We start from the raw sequence: 14,152 nt of genomic DNA, 5'->3' as shown, positions 1-14,152 counted from the left end.
GCCTCGGTCTCGACGCCCGGGCACTCGGCGGGCGGGCAGAGCTGGAAGCGGATGTCGCCCGAGGTCGCCGTGGTGGGTGGCGCACTCGTCGGCGGCGCGGTGGTCGGCGGGCTGGTGGGCGTGCCGCCCGCGCAGGGCGCGCCGTTGAGCGCGCAGTCGGTGGGGGAGCCGGAGCCGGTGGCCAGGAAGCCGAACGACACCGAGGCGCCGGGGGCGACGGTGCCGTTCCACGAGCGGTTGGTGAAGGTGTGCCGCTGGCCGGCGCTGGTCACCGTGGCGTCCCAGTAGGAGCCGAGCGTGGTGCCCACCGGCAGGGTGAAGGCGACCTGCCAACCGGTGACGGTGGTCGGGCCGCCGTTGGTGATGGTGTAGCGCCCCTCCCATCCCGTGCCCCAGTCGGAGGTCTTGACGAAGGTGGCGGTCGGGCCGGCGGCCTGCGCCGGCGCGGCCAGGATCAGGGTGGTGGCGGTGGCGGTGGCGAGGGCCGCGACGGCGGCCAGCAGCAGTCTTCGGGCAGGACGACGCATCCGGACCTCCCGGTACGAGGGCCGTCGGATCGACGGATGCACAATTATTAGGATTGTTAACTGTAGTTGTCCAGGTGTGCGGGCCGGATCGTCCAGCGCGCCTCGACGGTGGGCCTCGCCGGGTCCCGCGCCAGCACCCACTCGTCGCCGAGGGTGGCGACGAGCAGTTCGGCGCCGCCGAAGCGCAGCAGCAGCCCCGAGCAGTGCCCGGTGGCCGTCTCGACCAGCACCGCCGCGCGGGTCAGTCGCTCACCCACCACGGCGGCGAGCAGGTCGGGCGGGCACGCCGGGCCGACCCGGACGTCGCCGCACTCCGCCATGTCGTACGACCGGTACGGGTCGGTCGTGGAGAGCAGCAGTTCCTCGCTCCGCCCGTGCAGCTGCGTCGGCGGGCGGTGGGCGAAGTGCAGCCAGGCGTGCAGCAGGCTCGCCGCGTCGCTGCCGCGCCGCCCGTCGTACCAGTGCCGGGCCTCGGTCACCCCGTCCAGCCGGAGGCCGAGGCGCTCCCGCAGCCAGGCGGCCACCAGCTCGGGATCGCCGAACCCGGGGTAGTCGCGCCGGATCGGCTCGCCGCCGGTCGCCCGCCACACCGCCCGCGCCGCGGCCTCGTGGATGTCGCCCACCGAGGTGTCGACCGCCGTCGCCCGGATGTCCGTCACGACCACCCGCAGGCGGCCGTCGCCGCCCAACGTGTGCAGCGCGGCGCGGACACCCAGCTCCGCCTCCCGGCGCTCCACGGGCATTCCGCCGGCCGTCGGTGACACCGTCACCTCGGCGCTCGCGGCCGGCGCCACCACCACGGTCACCGTCGCGAACCGGCACCATCGGGCGGTCTGGCGGGCCAACCGGTAGGTCGCCGTCGTCACCCGTCGCCTCCCCGTCCACCGTCGCGGATCCCGGCCGGCCGGGCGGTTGTTTTCCGTGGCCGGTCCGCCGCGCCGGCCGCGGTGCGGCGCTGGGCGGGCAGCGTAACCGGCCGCGACAGTCGGGAGAGCGCCATTTTCGGCGTCGCCGTCCACGGTGGACGGGCTGCGGGCGGAAATGTCGTACCCGGCGGCGACCATCCATCCATGGCCGTTCCCGCTCTCACCCCGCACACCGACCAGCCGCGCTCGGTGCCGCTGCGCGAGGCGCGCACCCGGTTCACGCAGCTCGTCGCGCTGGCCGAGCTGACCGACACCGTCACCGTCGTCACCCGCGACGGTGATCCCCGACCGGTCGCCGCGATCGTGCCGGCCGCCGCCGCCCGCACCGGCGCGCAGGCCCGCGCCGACGCGGACCGCCTCGCCGCCGTGACCGCCGGTTGGGCCCGGCGGCTCGACGAGGCGCACCGGCAGAGCAGCCGGCGGCACTCCGCCGAGCTGCGCGCGGTCACCGCCGCCCTCGCCGAGGCGTGGGCCGAGCTCGATCGCCGCGTCCGGCCGGGCAGCGATCCCGGCCTCGCCCGGCTGCGCGCCGCCCACGCCGACCTGCTGGCGGCCGCCGACCCCGCACCCTGACGGGCGCCCCGCCGCGCCGGCATCGTCAGACGGCGGGGTACGCGTGGGTCTCCGCCGCCTTGACCGCGGCCCAGACCGGCTGCCCGGGAGCCAGCCGAAGCTGGGCGGCGGCGGCCGGCGTGACGTCCGCCGCCACCCCGATCGGCCCGTCCAGTCGCACCCGCAGGTTGTCGCCGTGCCGCTGCACCCCGGCCACGGTCGCCGCCCACGTGTTGCGCGGGCTGCCCTCGGGCCGCGACGGGTGCAGGGCCACCGCAGACGGCCGGAAGGCGACGAACGCGTCCCCGTCGAGCCGGTCGGCGACGGTGAGGGTCAACCCGTCGGCCACCCGGACGCGGTGCCCCTGCGCGCGCCCCCGGTGCAGGTTCAGCCCGACCAGCCGGGCCACGTAGTCGGTGCGCGGGCGCGCGGTGACGGTCGCGGCGTCCCCCTCCTGCACCACCCGCCCCTCCTCGACGATCACCAGCCGGTCGGCCAGCACCAGGGCGTCCAACGGGTCGTGGGTCACCAGCAGGGCGGCCCCCGCGTGCGCGGCGAGGTGCCGGTGCAGCTCGGCCCGGGTGTCCAGGCGGGTGCGCGCGTCGAGCGCGGCGAGCGGCTCGTCCAGCAGCAGCAGCGCGGGCGCGACGGCGAGCGCGCGGGCCAGCGCGACCCGCTGCGCCTGCCCGCCGGAGAGCTGCCGGGGCCGGCGGTGGGCGTGCGCGGCCAGGCCGACGCGGTCCAGCCAGGCGCGCGCGGTCTCCCGGGCGGCGCGCCGGTCGGCCCCGTGCCGCCGCGGCCCGAACGCCACGTTGTCCAGCGCGCTGAGGTGGGGGAAGAGCAGGTAGTCCTGGAACACCACGCCGACCGGTCGGCGCTCCGTCGGCGTCCAGGCGCGCCCCGGCCGGTCCAGGTCGACGCCGTCGAGGGTGAGGTGGCCGGCGGTCAGCGGGAGCAGCCCGGCCAGCGCGCGCAGCGCCGTGGTCTTGCCCGCCCCGTTGGGGCCGAGCAGCGCGACGACCTCGCCGGCGGCGACCCGCAACGGCACGTCGAGGCGGAACCCGCCCCGGTCGACGACGAGGTGGGCGTCGAGCAGGGGCGCGTTCACGGGCTGGTGATCCAGCGGTCGCGCAGCCCCGCCAGGATGGCCACCGAGACGGTGAGCAGGACGAGGCTGAGCACCACGGCGGCCTGCACGTCCGTCTCCAGCGCCAGGTAGACCGCCAGCGGCATGGTCTGCGTCCGGCCGGGATAGTTGCCGGCGAAGGTGATGGTGGCGCCGAACTCGCCGAGCGCCCGGGCCCAGCACAGCACCGCGCCGGCGGCCAGGCCGGGCGCCACCAGGGGCAGGGTGACGTGGGTGAACGTCGTCCACCGACCGGCGCCGAGCGTCGCCGCCGCCTCCTCGTACCGGCGGTCCGCGCCGCGCAGCGCGCCCTCCACGGCGATCACGAGGAACGGCATCGCCACGAACGCCTCCGCCAGCACCACGCCGGTGGTGCTGAACGGCAGGGTGATCCCGAACGTCGTGTCGAGCCACCCACCGAGCAGGCCCCGCCGGCCGAAGACCAGCAGCAGCGCCACCCCGCCGACCACGGGCGGCAGCACCAGCGGCACGGTGACCAGGGCGCGCACCAGGCGGCGGCCGGGGAACTCGACGCGGGCCAGCAGCCACGCCAGCGGCACCCCGAGCAGCAGGCAGAGCAGCGTGGCGAGGGTGGCGGTCAGCAGGGACAGCCGCAGCGCGGTGAGCACGCCCGGCTCGGTCAGCCGCTGCGGCAGGGTGGCCCACGGCGTACGGGCCAGCAGGCCGACCAGCGGCAGGACGAGGAACACCAGGCCGAGCACGGCCGGCAGCAGCAGCGCGACGGGCACCCCGGCGCCCCGCCGCCTCCCACGCGCGCCGTCCGTACGCCTCACGGGGCCTGGAACCCGGCCTCGGTGAGCACCGCCCGGCCCCGCTCCCCGCGGACGTACGCGACGAACGCCCGCCCGCCGGCCGGATTGGGCGCGTCCCGCAGCGCCACGATCGGGTAGTCGTTGACGGCGCGGGCCGACTCGGGGAACTCGACGGCCGTCACGTCGGCCGCGGCGGCCAGCGCGTCCGTGCGGTAGACGAGGGCCGCGTCGACCTCGCCCAGCCGCACCTTGGCCAGCGCGCCCCGGACGTCCTGCTCCAGGGTGACGGGGGTGAGGCTGACCGAGGCGGCGTCGAGCGCCGTGCGCGCCGCCGCGCCGCACGGCACCTGCTCGGCGCAGAGCGCGACGGTCAGCCCCGGGCGGGTCAGGTCGGCCAGCCCGGCGACGCCCCGCGGGTTGCCCCTCGGCACGGCGACGACGAGCTGGTTGCGGACGAAGACGACCGGGTCGCCGTCGGCGTTGCCGGCCCCGGTGACCGTGGCCATGTTCCGCGTCGCCGCCGAGGCGAACACGTCGGCCGGCGCGCCCTGGTTGACCTGGGCGGCCAGCGCCGAGCTGCCCGCGAAGTTGAAGACCACGGTCGTGCCCGGGTGGGTCGCCTCGAAGTCCCGGCCGAGCCGGGTGAACGACTCGGTCAGCGAGGCCGCGGCGAACACGGTCACCGTGCCGCCGACGCCGGTGCCGCCGGCGGCGGGGGCCCCGCCGCCGCAGCCGGCCAGGACGGCGAGGGCGAGGACCGCGGCCACCGTGCGCAGCGGGCCCCGGCGCCCGCGTCCCGGTCGGGGACCCGCCCTCACGATCCCTGCCTCCCGCGGACGCCGGCCGGCGGGGTGGCCCGTTCCACCACCACCGTGGTCGACTTGATCACCGCGACGGCCAGCGAGCCGACCCGCAGGTCCAGCTCGTCGACGGCCTCCCGGCTCATCAGCGAGACGATCCGGAACGGCCCGGCCTGGATATCGACCTGCGCCATGACCGTGTCCTTGACGACGTTGACCACGATGCCGCGCAGCCGGTTGCGGGCCGAGGAGGCGTCCGACCGCTCGTCGGGGTCGGCCGCCTGCCCGCGCGCGAACGCGGCGAGGTCGACCCCGTCGATCACCCGGTGCCCGTGCTCGTCGCGGCCGGCGGTGAGCCGGCCGGCGTCGACCCAGCGGCGCACGGTGTCGGCGCTGACCCCGAGCAGCTCGGCCGCCTCCCCGATGCGGAACGTCGTCACCGGCCCACCCTAGCCTCCGGCAGGTGCGAGGAGGAATGCACGCCTGTCCTCGCGGATGCCGCTGCCCTGGACGTCAGCCCTGGCAGCCGCGAGGTCGATCGGCCGGCGAGTGGCCGCCGCCGGCGGGCGGACGACAGTCCCACGGCCAGGGCGGCCAGCGACACGGGCCGTAACGGCCGGCGCGCGGTGTGGGCATGGAGTAAGACGGAGGGCTCGCGCGGGCGGCGACCGGGAGACCGGACGGGACCGGCAGCGGCGGTCCAGGGCCGCGGCTGAGCGGCAGGCAGGCGGCGGTCAGCCCCGCCGCGCGGTGCGGCCCTTGAGGTGGCGGCCCAACTCCCGGGCGATCTCCCGGTCGGCGTCCCGCTGGGCCAGGGCCTGCCGCTTGTCGTACGACTTCCTGCCCTTGGCCAGGGCGAGTTCGACCTTCGCCCAGCCGCCCGCGAAGTACATCGACAGCGGCACCAGGGTCAGGCCGCCCTCGCGGGTCTTCTCCAGGATCCGGGCGATCTCCACCCGGCGCAGCAGCAGCTTGCGGGTCCGTCGCGGCGCGTGGTTGGTCCAGCTGCCGAAGCCGTACTCGGCGATGTGCAGCCCGTGCAGCATGAGTTCGCCGTCGTGTTCCTGGGCGAACGCGTCGACCAGCGACGCCCGCCCCTCGCGCAGCGACTTGACCTCGGTGCCGGCCAGCACGATGCCCGCCTCGTAGGTCTTGAGGATCGTGTAGTCGTGCCGCGCCTTCTTGTTCGAGGCGATCAGCTTGCGCTCGGTCTGCCGGGCCGGGTTCACCCCGTAGAGGATATCCGCCCGGCGGTCGTGACCCCGGCCCCGGCTCAGAGCCCGCGGGCCTCCTCGGCCAGGCCGGCGAGCAGCCGGGCGACCGCGGGCGGACGGTGCCGGCCGGCGGCGGTGGCCGCGTACACCCGGCGGGCCGGCGCGTCGTCGGCGTGCAGGCGCAGCAGGGCCAGGTCGGCCGGGGCGGCCCGGATCGCCAGCGCCGGCACCAGCGCCACCCCGAGGCCGGCCGCCACGCAGCCCAGCTTGCCGGTCCAGTCGGCGGCGACGATGTCCACCCGGGGCCGGAAGCCGGGCGGCATGGTGGCGCGCATCAGCGGGTCCTCGCCGCCGGGCGACCCGGCGATGAACGGGTCGTCGGCCAGTTCCGCCAGGCGCACCGTGCGGCGCCGGGCCAGCGGGTGCTCCCGGGCCACCGCGACCAGCAGGTGCTCGTCGAGCAGGTGGTGCAGGTCGAAGCGCCCGGCGTCCAGCGGTCGGTCGGGCGGTGTGCTCACCACGGCGATGTCGGCGTCGCCGGCGAGCAGTCGCTCCAGCAGGTCCGGCGTCCGCCCCTCCACCACCGACAGGGTCACCCGCGGGTGCGCGCCCCGGAAACCGGCCAGCGCGCGTGGCACGAGGGCCGCCATCGCGGTCGGGAACGCGCCCACCCGCAGTCGGCCGCCGCCCAGCCCGCGCAGCGCGTCGAGGTCCCGGTGCGCGGTGGCCAGCCGCTCCAGCACCGCGTCGGCGTGCGGCAACAGGCACCGCCCCGGCTCGGTCAGCGCGACGCCGCGCGGGAGACGGTCGAACAGCGCCACACCCAGGTCGGCCTCCAGCGCCGCGATCTGCCGCGAGACCGCCGACTGGGTGTAGCGCAGCTCGCGGGCGGCGGCCGTGATCGACCCGTGGCGGGCCACCGTGCGGAACACCTCGAGGGCCAGCGGTTGCACCCGTAGAGCGTACGCGGATCCATGCGGGTAGCGCATGGCTGGCATCGCAAAGATTCGTTTGTCGCATGACGCCCCCCTGCCTACGGTTTCCGGCATGACGAAGATCGCCGTACTCGGCGCCGGGCGGATGGGGGCGTCGATCGCCCTGCGCCTGCTCGACGCCGGTCACCACGTGACGGTGTGGAACCGCACCGCCGCCCGCGCCGCCCCGCTCGGGCGGGCCGGGGCGGCGGTGGCCCGCACGCCGGCCGAGGCCGTCCGCACCGCCGAGATCGCCATCACGATGCTGACCGATGCCGCCGCCGTCGACGCGGTGCTGTTCGGCCCGGACGGCGCCGCCCCGGCCCTGCCGGCCGGCGCCTGCCTGGTCGACATGTCCACCATCGGTCCGGCCGCCGTCGGCGACCTGGCGGCACGGCTGCCCGGCACGGTCGACCTCGTCGACGCGCCGGTGGGCGGCAGCGTGGCCGCCGCCCGGGCCGGCCGGCTCCGCGTGTTCGCCGGCGGCACCCACGTCGCCGTCGCCCGCGTCGCCCCCGTCCTGGCGGCGCTCGGCACCGTGCGGCACTGCGGGGGCACGGGCAGCGGGGCCGCCCTGAAGCTCGTGCTCAACACGGCGCTGCTCGTGGCGATGGGCGGACTGGCCGACACCCTCGCGGTCGCCCGCGCCGTCGGCGTCGACCCGGCCGCCGCCCTCGATGCGCTGGCCGGCGGCCCACTGGGCGGTGTGCTCGAGCGGGCCGCCGCCCGGGACGCCGACTTCCCGGTCGCGCTCGCCGGCAAGGACCTCGACCTGGCCCGCGAGGCGCTCGGTCCCGCCGCGGCCCCGCTGGTCCGGGCGACCCGGACCGTGCTGGACGCCGCCCCCGACCCGACCACCGACATCGCCACCCTCGTGACCCTGGAGCGCTCGTGAACCTGACCCTCGACAACCCGCCGACCGTCGCCGCGCCGTTCGGCGACCGGTTCGCCCACGTGGCCCGCCTCGACCTGCCCGGCGGCGCCCTGCTCGTGCTCGCCGGTCAGGTGGCCGTCGACGACGACGGTCACCTGGTCGGGCCCGGCGACGTCGTCGCGCAGTCCGAACGGATCTTCGAGATCGTCGACGGGGTGCTCGCCGCCCACGGCGCCGGGCTGGCGGACGTGCTGCACATCCGGACGTTCATGACCGACCTCGGCGACCTGCCGGGGTACGCCTCGGTCCGGCGCCGGCTGTTCACCGCCACGCCCCCGCCCGCCAGCACGACCGTGGAGGTCAACCGGCTCTTCCTGCCCGGCGCGCTGATCGAGGTGGAGGTGACCGCCGTGGCGACACGCCGTTAGCACGCTCGTTCGACACGCCGGTCACCCGGAGACAGCATCCGATTGCGGGCAGTAGTCTCGGGCGGTCCTCGCCGGTCGGACGCGTCACGGCCACCCCGCCCGGCGGGGACGTCCGCCGATCGCCGCGCCCGAGGAGCGTTCCGTGGAGTCGATGACCCGCCAGCGCCAGCCGTCCGGGGAGGACGACCACCCGGACGACGACGGCGCCACCGCGCTCCTGCCGGAGCTGGAGGACGCGGAGTGGATGCACCACGCGCGCGAGTTCGCCCACACCAGCTTCTGGGCGGTCGCCCGCCGGCTGCCCCGGCTGGTCCGGGAGGCGGTCGCGCTGGCCTGGGCCACCAGCCGCCGGGACACCGTCGCCTCCATCGGCCTGAACGTCGCCGCCGGGGTGATGACCACCTTCGGGCTGCTCGCCACGACCGGCGTGCTGCGGGCGCTGTTCGCCGCCGGGCCCACCCCGGACCGCGTCCGCGCCGCCCTGCCGGCGCTGACCGTGGCGGCGGCGGCCGTGGCGGCCAAGGGCGGGCTGACGATCGCGGCCGGTTGGGCACAGGCCCGGCTGACCCCGCAGATCAACTACGCGGTCGAGCTGCGGCTCTTCGAGGCCACCACGGCGGTGGAACTGGCCGCGTTCGACGACGCCGGGTTCGCCGAGGAGATGGACCGCGCCCGGGACCGGGGCATGGGCGAGGCGGCCTACATCGTCGACCACACCGTCAATCTCGTCACGGGCGTGGTGGGGATGCTCGCCACCGCCGTGGCGGTGACGGTGATCCAGCCGGTGCTGCTGCCCTGCCTGCTCCTCGCGGCAGTGCCGCAGGCGGCCACCGCGGTGCGGATCGCCCGCCGGCAGTACCTGGCCATGCTGGCCCGGATCACCCGGCGGCGGCGGATGTGGATGCTGGCCCGGCTGATGGCCAACCGGCACACCGCCGCCGAGGTCCGGGCCTATCAGATGCGCGACTTCCTGCTCGCCGAGTACCGCGCCATGATGGCCGTCGAGACCCGCGCCCACCTGCGCCTGGTCCGCGCGCAGACCAGCACCCGGGTGGTCGGCGCGTCCGTCGCCGGTCTCGCCACCTTCGGCGTCTACGCGGTGCTCGGCGCGCTGCTGCTGGGCGGCATGGTGGCGCTCGCCGCCGCCGCGACCGCGTTGTTCGCCCTGCAGTCCGCCCGCTCCAGCCTCGGCGTCGCGGTCCTCGCCACCAACTCGCTCTACGAGGACGCCCTCTATTACCAGGACTACCGCGACTTCCTCGACCGGGCCCGGTCGCGCGTCCCGACGGGCGGCGGGCGAGCGGTCGACGGGTTCGACGTGATCGAGCTCGACCGGGTGAGCCTGCGCTATCCGGACACCGAGCGGCCCGCCGTCGACGAGGTCAGCCTCACCGTGCGGCGCGGCCAGGTCATCGCCCTGGTCGGCGAGAACGGCTCCGGCAAGACGACCCTGGCCAAGCTCGTCGCCGGGCTCTACCGGCCGACCGGCGGCGCCGTCCGCTGGGACGGCGTGGACGTCCGCGAGCTGGATCCCCGGGCCACCGGCGGGCACGTGGCGGTGATGACGCAGGACTGGTGGAAGTTCCCGTTCACCGCGCGGCAGAACATCCGCGTCGGGCGGCACGACCGGTCGCCCGAGCGGCCGGGGCCCAGCGTGCACGACGCCGCGCGGGCGGCGGCCGCGCACGACATGATCGCCGACCTGCCCTTCGGCTACGACACCCTGCTCGACCGCGAGTTCAAGGACGGCCAGGACCTCTCCGGCGGGCAGTGGCAACGGCTCGTGGCGGCCCGCGGCCTCTACCGGGACGCCGCCCTGCTGATCTGCGACGAGCCGTCGGCGGCTTTGGACGCACGCGCCGAGCACGCGCTCTTCCGGCACCTGCGCCGCCGTGCCGACCGGGCCGTCGTGCTGATCACCCACCGGCTGGCCAATGTCCGGCACGCCGACCAGATCTTCGTGATGGAGCACGGGCGGCTGGTCCAGCAGGGCACCCACGACGAGCTGATGTCGGCCGACGGCCTCTACCGGGAGCTGTTCGACCTGCAGGCCAGCGGCTACCTCGCCCGGTCCCCGGCGGCCGACGACGCCGTGCCCCGCTGACCCGCCGCCGCGCGCCGCTGACCCGCAGCCGTGTCGCTGGTCCGCCGTGCCGCGCTGGTCCGCCGTCGTGCGCCGCCGACCGGCCGCCCGTGCGTGGCCGGGCGGTCCGGTGTTGACTTCCAGTGCACTCGAATTCCTAACGTGGCTCGCGCGCCCGGCGGACCGACGCGGGGCGTGGCGACCACGAGGAGCACGAGCATGCACTACCGCGTCCTGGGCGGCACCGGCATCGAGGTGAGCGTCCACGCGCTCGGCACGATGATGTTCGGCGCCGTCGGCAACCCCGACCACGACGACTGCGTACGGATCATCCACGCCGCCCTGGACCGCGGCATCAACCTGGTCGACACCGCCGACATGTACTCGGCCGGCGAGAGCGAACGCATCGTCGGCCGGGCGCTGCGGGGCCGCCGGGACGACGTCGTGCTCGCCACCAAGGTGCACTTCCCGATGGGGGAGGGGCGCAATCGCGGCGGCAACTCCCGACGCTGGATCATGCGCGCCGTCGAGGACAGCCTCCGCCGGCTCGACACCGACTGGATCGACCTCTACCAGGTGCACCGCCCCGACCACACCACCGACATCGAGGAGACCCTCGGCGTCCTGAGCGACCTCGTCCGGGCCGGCAAGATCCGGGCCTTCGGCTGCTCCACGTTCCCGGCGGAGGAGATCGTCGAGGCGCAGCACGTCGCCGAGCGGCGGGGCCTCGGGCGGTTCCGCACCGAGCAGCCGCCGTACTCGATCCTCGCCCGGGGCATCGAGGCCGACGTGCTCCCGGTCTGCCAGCGCTACGGCATGGGGGTGCTGGTCTGGAGCCCGCTCGCGTCGGGTTTCCTGTCCGGCCGCTACCGCGACGGCCGCCCGGTCGACCTGACCGCCGGCCGGCCGGCGCTGACCCCGGCCCGGTTCGACCCGTCGGCCCCCGGCAACGCCGCCAAGTACCAGGCGGTCGAGCGGCTGGTCGAGCTGGCCGGGGACGTCGGCTGCTCGCTGCCGGAGCTGGCCGTGGCGTTCACGGTGGCCCACCCGGGGGTCACCTCCGCGATCCTCGGGCCGCGGACGATGGCGCAGCTCGACGGCCTGCTCGCCGGTGCGGCGCTGACCCTGGACGACGCCACGCTCGACCGGATCGACGAGATCGTCCCGCCCGGCACCGACCTGTACGCCCCGGACGGCGCGTGGCGCCCGCCGGTGCTGACCGACCCGTCCCTCCGTCGCCGCCTGCCGGCCGATCGGCCCGCCGCGTGAGCGCGGGCGTCGGCGGCACGGCCGCCTGACCAGGGAGTCCGGCCGCACCCCGACCGTGTGATCGGCGGGGTGCGGCCGCCCGGATCGGCGTGGTCCCGGCCGCCGGGCCGCGGGAGTCGCGGGGTGTGGCCGCCCGACGGCGGGGATCGGTCCGGGTGCGGCGGTCGGACCGTACGGATGCGGCGGGCGCGCGGCCGGCCACCGTCGGCGGGCGGGTCGAATCGGATGGCGCGGACCGTGCTCCGGGAGGGAGACTCCGGGTGTGGATCACCGGGCGATGGTGGGGCTGAGCAAGCGGATGTCCCTGGCGTTGCGGCACGAGCCCGCCCGGTTCGGCCTCGTGCCCGACCGGGCCGGCTGGGTGCCGGTCGACGACCTGCTCGCCGCGCTGCGGATCGACCGCGCCGACCTCGACGCCGTGGTGGTGGGCAACGACAAGCAGCGTTTCGCCGTCGAACGCGGCCCCGACGGCGTCGAGCGGATCCGGGCGAACCAGGGCCACTCCATCCCGGTCGACCTGGGGCTCACGCCCTGCCCGCCGCCGGCGCGGCTCTACCACGGCACCAGCGGCGCCGCCCTCGACTCCATCCGGGCCACCGGCCTGCACCGGGGCGGCCGGCACCACGTCCACCTGTCGCCGGACGTGGCGACCGCCCGGCAGGTGGGCGCCCGTCGGCGGGGAGAGGTGGTCATCCTGACCGTGGACGCGGCGGCGATGGCCCGCGACGGGCACGCCTTCTACCGCAGCGCCAACGGCGTCTGGCTCACCGACGCGGTGCCCGCCCGCTACCTCGCGGTCTGAGCGACCGGATCGGCCCGCCGGCCACCTCGCTCAGCCTGCCCGCCACCTCGCGGTTGAGTCCGGCCCGCCGCCATCTCGCGGCCTGGGCGACGAACTCAGGCCGCCCGCTGGGCGAGGAAGTCGGCGAGCACCCGGGTGTGGGTGGAGAAGGCCAGCTCCGTCGGCTCGGTGAGCACCAGCCACTCGGTCGCCTCCTCGGTGGGCGCCGAGGGCGGCAGCGCGTCGGCCCGCTGCTCGGGCAGCTCGCCGAAGACCATCATCGTGCCGCCGGCCGGGGCGCTGTGCACCGCGAAGAGCCGGGCGTCGGCCGCGTCGGCGCGCAGGCCGGTCTCCTCCCACAGCTCCCGCACCAGGGCGTCCTGCCACTCCTCGCCGTACTCGATGAAGCCGCCCGGCAGCGCGAGCAGGCCGCGCGCCGGCTCGATGTCCCGGCGGACGACGACCACGCCGAGGCTCGCGCCCGTGCGGACCGGCAGCACCGCCACCGCGACGGGCAGCGGGTTGCGCCACACGGTCTCCCCGCAGGACGCGCAGACCCGTGGCCACCCGGCCGCCGCCGGGTACGCCGTGCCGCAGAACGAGCAGTGGGAGTATGCGACGGCCGTCATGCCGCAGCACGTTACCCGTTCGGGCCGGGGGCAGCCCGGCCGTGCGGCGGCGGCCAGCCCGTCACGGACCGCCTGCGCGGAGCCTGTCGCGCGCGTCCATGAGGGCGAAGCCGAGCAGGTTCGCGCCGGGCCATGCCCGCGGATCCTCCGCGCGGGGGTCGTCGGCGGCCAGACCGATGCCCCAGACGCGATCCACCGGGCTGGCCTCCACGAGCACCCGCCCGCCGGTGGCCAGCAGGAACGCCCGCAGCTCGTCGTGCTGGCCGAACTTGGCGACGCTGCCCGCCACCACGATGTCGTAGCGCCGGGCCGCCCAGGTCGCCTCGTCGAAACCACGCACGCGGCGGCCGAGCGCCTTGGCGCGGTGCGGGTGCCCGGCCGCGAGGATCTGCCCGGCGATGTCCGGGTCGCCGAACAGCATCGCCTTGTGCCACATCATCCAGTGCTCGGCGGTGGCGTACGTCCGGCCGCCGTCGCGGAACGGCGCCGGCCACCACTGGCTCAGGCAGCCGGGCCCGACGCTGCCGTCGCGGCGCGGCCGGTGGCCCCAGAAATGCAGGTAGCGGACCTTCTCGCCGGCGCCGACGGCGGCGACGAGATCGGCGACGGATCGCGGCGACATGCCGCAGAGTCTGCCCGAGGGCTCCGACAGGACGCCGCACCTTTTCCGGGCGGCGGTGCGGTCGGGTCGCTCACCGCTCCGCGTCGCGGTCGGCCGCGTCGCGGTCCGTCGTGTCGCCGTCCGTCGCGTCGCGGTCCGTCGCGTCGCCGGGCCGCCCGCGCCGCCGCCGTTCCCGCATTCCCCGGGCGAGCTCGGTCGCGAGGGCCTGCAGGGGCGGCGTCCAGAACTGGCGGAAGTGGTCGAGCCACTGGTCGATCTCCCGCAGGGGCCCGGGGTCGACGGCGTAGAGCCGCCGGGTCCCCTCCGCACGCACCGTGGCGAAGCCGTTGTCCCGCAACACCTTGAGATGCTGCGAGACGGCCGGCTGGGAGATCCCGAACTCGCGCCGGATCACGTCGCACAGCCCGCCGGCGGTCATCTCACCGTCGGTGAGCAGCTCGAGGATGCGGCGCCGCACGGGGTCGCCGAGCACATCGAAGGCGTGCACCGACTATTTATATCAACTTCAACTTAATTAGGCGAGGTGTGATGGGCGCCGGGCCGGTGTCGGGCAGGCGACGCCCCGGTCGTACGC

The 14,152-nt window shown here is 76.2% G+C and carries 17 protein-coding genes; 6 read left to right on the top strand and 11 right to left on the bottom strand.

Going from position 1 to position 14,152, the window contains the following annotated elements:
- Positions 1 to 527, bottom strand: a 527-nt coding sequence (locus ACSNOB_RS22245) for a cellulose binding domain-containing protein (protein ID WP_436688384.1), incomplete at its 3' end; no start/stop codon positions are given.
- A 56-nt stretch (positions 528 to 583) separates the two neighbouring features.
- Positions 584 to 1,393, bottom strand: coding sequence for a hypothetical protein (locus tag ACSNOB_RS22240; protein ID WP_436688383.1), 810 nt, complete (start codon positions 1,391 to 1,393; stop codon positions 584 to 586).
- A 204-nt stretch (positions 1,394 to 1,597) separates the two neighbouring features.
- Here ACSNOB_RS22240 and ACSNOB_RS22235 point away from each other — a divergent pair, with 204 nt between their 5' ends.
- Entirely contained in the window at positions 1,598 to 2,026 is a 429-nt protein-coding gene (locus ACSNOB_RS22235; protein WP_393108729.1) for a type II toxin-antitoxin system Phd/YefM family antitoxin, read from the top strand.
- Between the two features lie 25 nt (positions 2,027 to 2,051).
- Here ACSNOB_RS22235 and ACSNOB_RS22230 read toward each other — a convergent pair whose 3' ends face one another.
- From ACSNOB_RS22230 to ACSNOB_RS22205, 6 genes are all read right to left on the bottom strand, one after another.
- The gene (locus tag ACSNOB_RS22230) at positions 2,052 to 3,113 is read right to left on the bottom strand and encodes an ABC transporter ATP-binding protein (RefSeq protein WP_436688382.1); all 1,062 of its coding nucleotides are present in this window, start codon (positions 3,111 to 3,113) and stop codon (positions 2,052 to 2,054) included.
- On the bottom strand, positions 3,110 to 3,925 hold the full coding sequence (locus tag ACSNOB_RS22225; protein ID WP_436688381.1) for an ABC transporter permease: 816 nt from the start codon (positions 3,923 to 3,925) through the stop codon (positions 3,110 to 3,112). Before ACSNOB_RS22225 ends, ACSNOB_RS22230 begins: the two co-directional genes overlap by 4 nt.
- The gene (gene modA, locus ACSNOB_RS22220; protein ID WP_436688386.1) at positions 3,922 to 4,680 is read right to left on the bottom strand and encodes a molybdate ABC transporter substrate-binding protein; all 759 of its coding nucleotides are present in this window, start codon (positions 4,678 to 4,680) and stop codon (positions 3,922 to 3,924) included. The genes ACSNOB_RS22225 and modA overlap by 4 nt, the downstream gene beginning before the upstream one ends.
- A 38-nt stretch (positions 4,681 to 4,718) precedes the next feature.
- Positions 4,719 to 5,144: a TOBE domain-containing protein gene (locus ACSNOB_RS22215; RefSeq protein WP_436688380.1), complete on the bottom strand. Its 426-nt coding sequence runs from the start codon at positions 5,142 to 5,144 to the stop codon at positions 4,719 to 4,721.
- Positions 5,145 to 5,438: 294 nt separating this feature from the next.
- Positions 5,439 to 5,933, bottom strand: coding sequence for an SsrA-binding protein SmpB (gene smpB / locus ACSNOB_RS22210; protein ID WP_436688379.1), 495 nt, complete (start codon positions 5,931 to 5,933; stop codon positions 5,439 to 5,441).
- Positions 5,934 to 5,977: 44 nt separating this feature from the next.
- Positions 5,978 to 6,871 (bottom strand): LysR family transcriptional regulator, encoded by an 894-nt coding sequence (locus tag ACSNOB_RS22205; RefSeq protein ID WP_436688378.1) that lies wholly within the window; start codon positions 6,869 to 6,871, stop codon positions 5,978 to 5,980.
- A gap of 94 nt (positions 6,872 to 6,965) precedes the next feature.
- On the opposite strand from ACSNOB_RS22205, the gene ACSNOB_RS22200 reads away from it, so the two are divergent.
- The 5 genes from ACSNOB_RS22200 (at position 6,966) to ACSNOB_RS22180 (ending at position 12,348) form a co-directional block, all read left to right on the top strand.
- Positions 6,966 to 7,787: an NAD(P)-dependent oxidoreductase gene (locus tag ACSNOB_RS22200; RefSeq protein WP_436688377.1), complete on the top strand. Its 822-nt coding sequence runs from the start codon at positions 6,966 to 6,968 to the stop codon at positions 7,785 to 7,787.
- On the top strand, positions 7,784 to 8,194 hold the full coding sequence (locus ACSNOB_RS22195; RefSeq protein ID WP_436688376.1) for a RidA family protein: 411 nt from the start codon (positions 7,784 to 7,786) through the stop codon (positions 8,192 to 8,194). Before ACSNOB_RS22200 ends, ACSNOB_RS22195 begins: the two co-directional genes overlap by 4 nt.
- A 151-nt stretch (positions 8,195 to 8,345) precedes the next feature.
- Positions 8,346 to 10,298 (top strand): ABC transporter ATP-binding protein, encoded by a 1,953-nt coding sequence (locus tag ACSNOB_RS22190; RefSeq protein WP_436688385.1) that lies wholly within the window; start codon positions 8,346 to 8,348, stop codon positions 10,296 to 10,298.
- A 198-nt stretch (positions 10,299 to 10,496) separates the two neighbouring features.
- The gene (locus ACSNOB_RS22185) at positions 10,497 to 11,546 is read left to right on the top strand and encodes an aldo/keto reductase (protein WP_436688375.1); all 1,050 of its coding nucleotides are present in this window, start codon (positions 10,497 to 10,499) and stop codon (positions 11,544 to 11,546) included.
- Between the two features lie 262 nt (positions 11,547 to 11,808).
- Positions 11,809 to 12,348, top strand: coding sequence for an RNA 2'-phosphotransferase (locus ACSNOB_RS22180; protein WP_436688374.1), 540 nt, complete (start codon positions 11,809 to 11,811; stop codon positions 12,346 to 12,348).
- 95 nt (positions 12,349 to 12,443) lie between these two features.
- Here the strand turns inward: ACSNOB_RS22180 and ACSNOB_RS22175 are convergent, their stop codons facing one another.
- The 3 genes from ACSNOB_RS22175 to ACSNOB_RS22165 form a co-directional block, all read right to left on the bottom strand.
- Positions 12,444 to 12,956 carry an NUDIX domain-containing protein gene (locus ACSNOB_RS22175; RefSeq protein WP_436688373.1) on the bottom strand — a complete coding sequence of 171 codons (513 nt, stop codon included), beginning with the start codon at positions 12,954 to 12,956 and terminating at the stop codon, positions 12,444 to 12,446.
- A gap of 61 nt (positions 12,957 to 13,017) precedes the next feature.
- Positions 13,018 to 13,578: an NADAR family protein gene (locus ACSNOB_RS22170; RefSeq protein WP_436688372.1), complete on the bottom strand. Its 561-nt coding sequence runs from the start codon at positions 13,576 to 13,578 to the stop codon at positions 13,018 to 13,020.
- 70 nt (positions 13,579 to 13,648) lie between these two features.
- Positions 13,649 to 14,065, bottom strand: a complete 417-nt coding sequence (locus tag ACSNOB_RS22165; RefSeq protein ID WP_436688371.1) for an ArsR/SmtB family transcription factor — start codon at positions 14,063 to 14,065, stop codon at positions 13,649 to 13,651.
- Positions 14,066 to 14,152 lie beyond the last annotated feature (87 nt).

The sequence above is a fragment of the Micromonospora sp. URMC 106 genome (genome assembly GCF_051386395.1).
GTDB lineage: Bacteria > Actinomycetota > Actinomycetes > Mycobacteriales > Micromonosporaceae > Micromonospora.
Note: the sequence above shows the minus strand (reverse complement) of the source record. Positions and strands in the feature narration are given on the sequence as shown.

What these genes read in the sequence shown, in the direction of transcription:
- ACSNOB_RS22235 (WP_393108729.1), top strand. Translation starts at nt 1,598, where the DNA reads ATGGCCGTTCCCGCTCTCACCCCGCACACCGACCAGCCGCGCTCGGTG.
- ACSNOB_RS22200 (WP_436688377.1), top strand. Translation starts at nt 6,966, where the DNA reads ATGACGAAGATCGCCGTACTCGGCGCCGGGCGGATGGGGGCGTCGATC.
- ACSNOB_RS22190 (WP_436688385.1), top strand. Translation starts at nt 8,346, where the DNA reads ATGACCCGCCAGCGCCAGCCGTCCGGGGAGGACGACCACCCGGACGAC.
- ACSNOB_RS22185 (WP_436688375.1), top strand. Translation starts at nt 10,497, where the DNA reads ATGCACTACCGCGTCCTGGGCGGCACCGGCATCGAGGTGAGCGTCCAC.
- ACSNOB_RS22175 (WP_436688373.1), bottom strand. Translation starts at nt 12,956, where the DNA reads ATGACGGCCGTCGCATACTCCCACTGCTCGTTCTGCGGCACGGCGTAC.
- ACSNOB_RS22170 (WP_436688372.1), bottom strand. Translation starts at nt 13,578, where the DNA reads ATGTCGCCGCGATCCGTCGCCGATCTCGTCGCCGCCGTCGGCGCCGGC.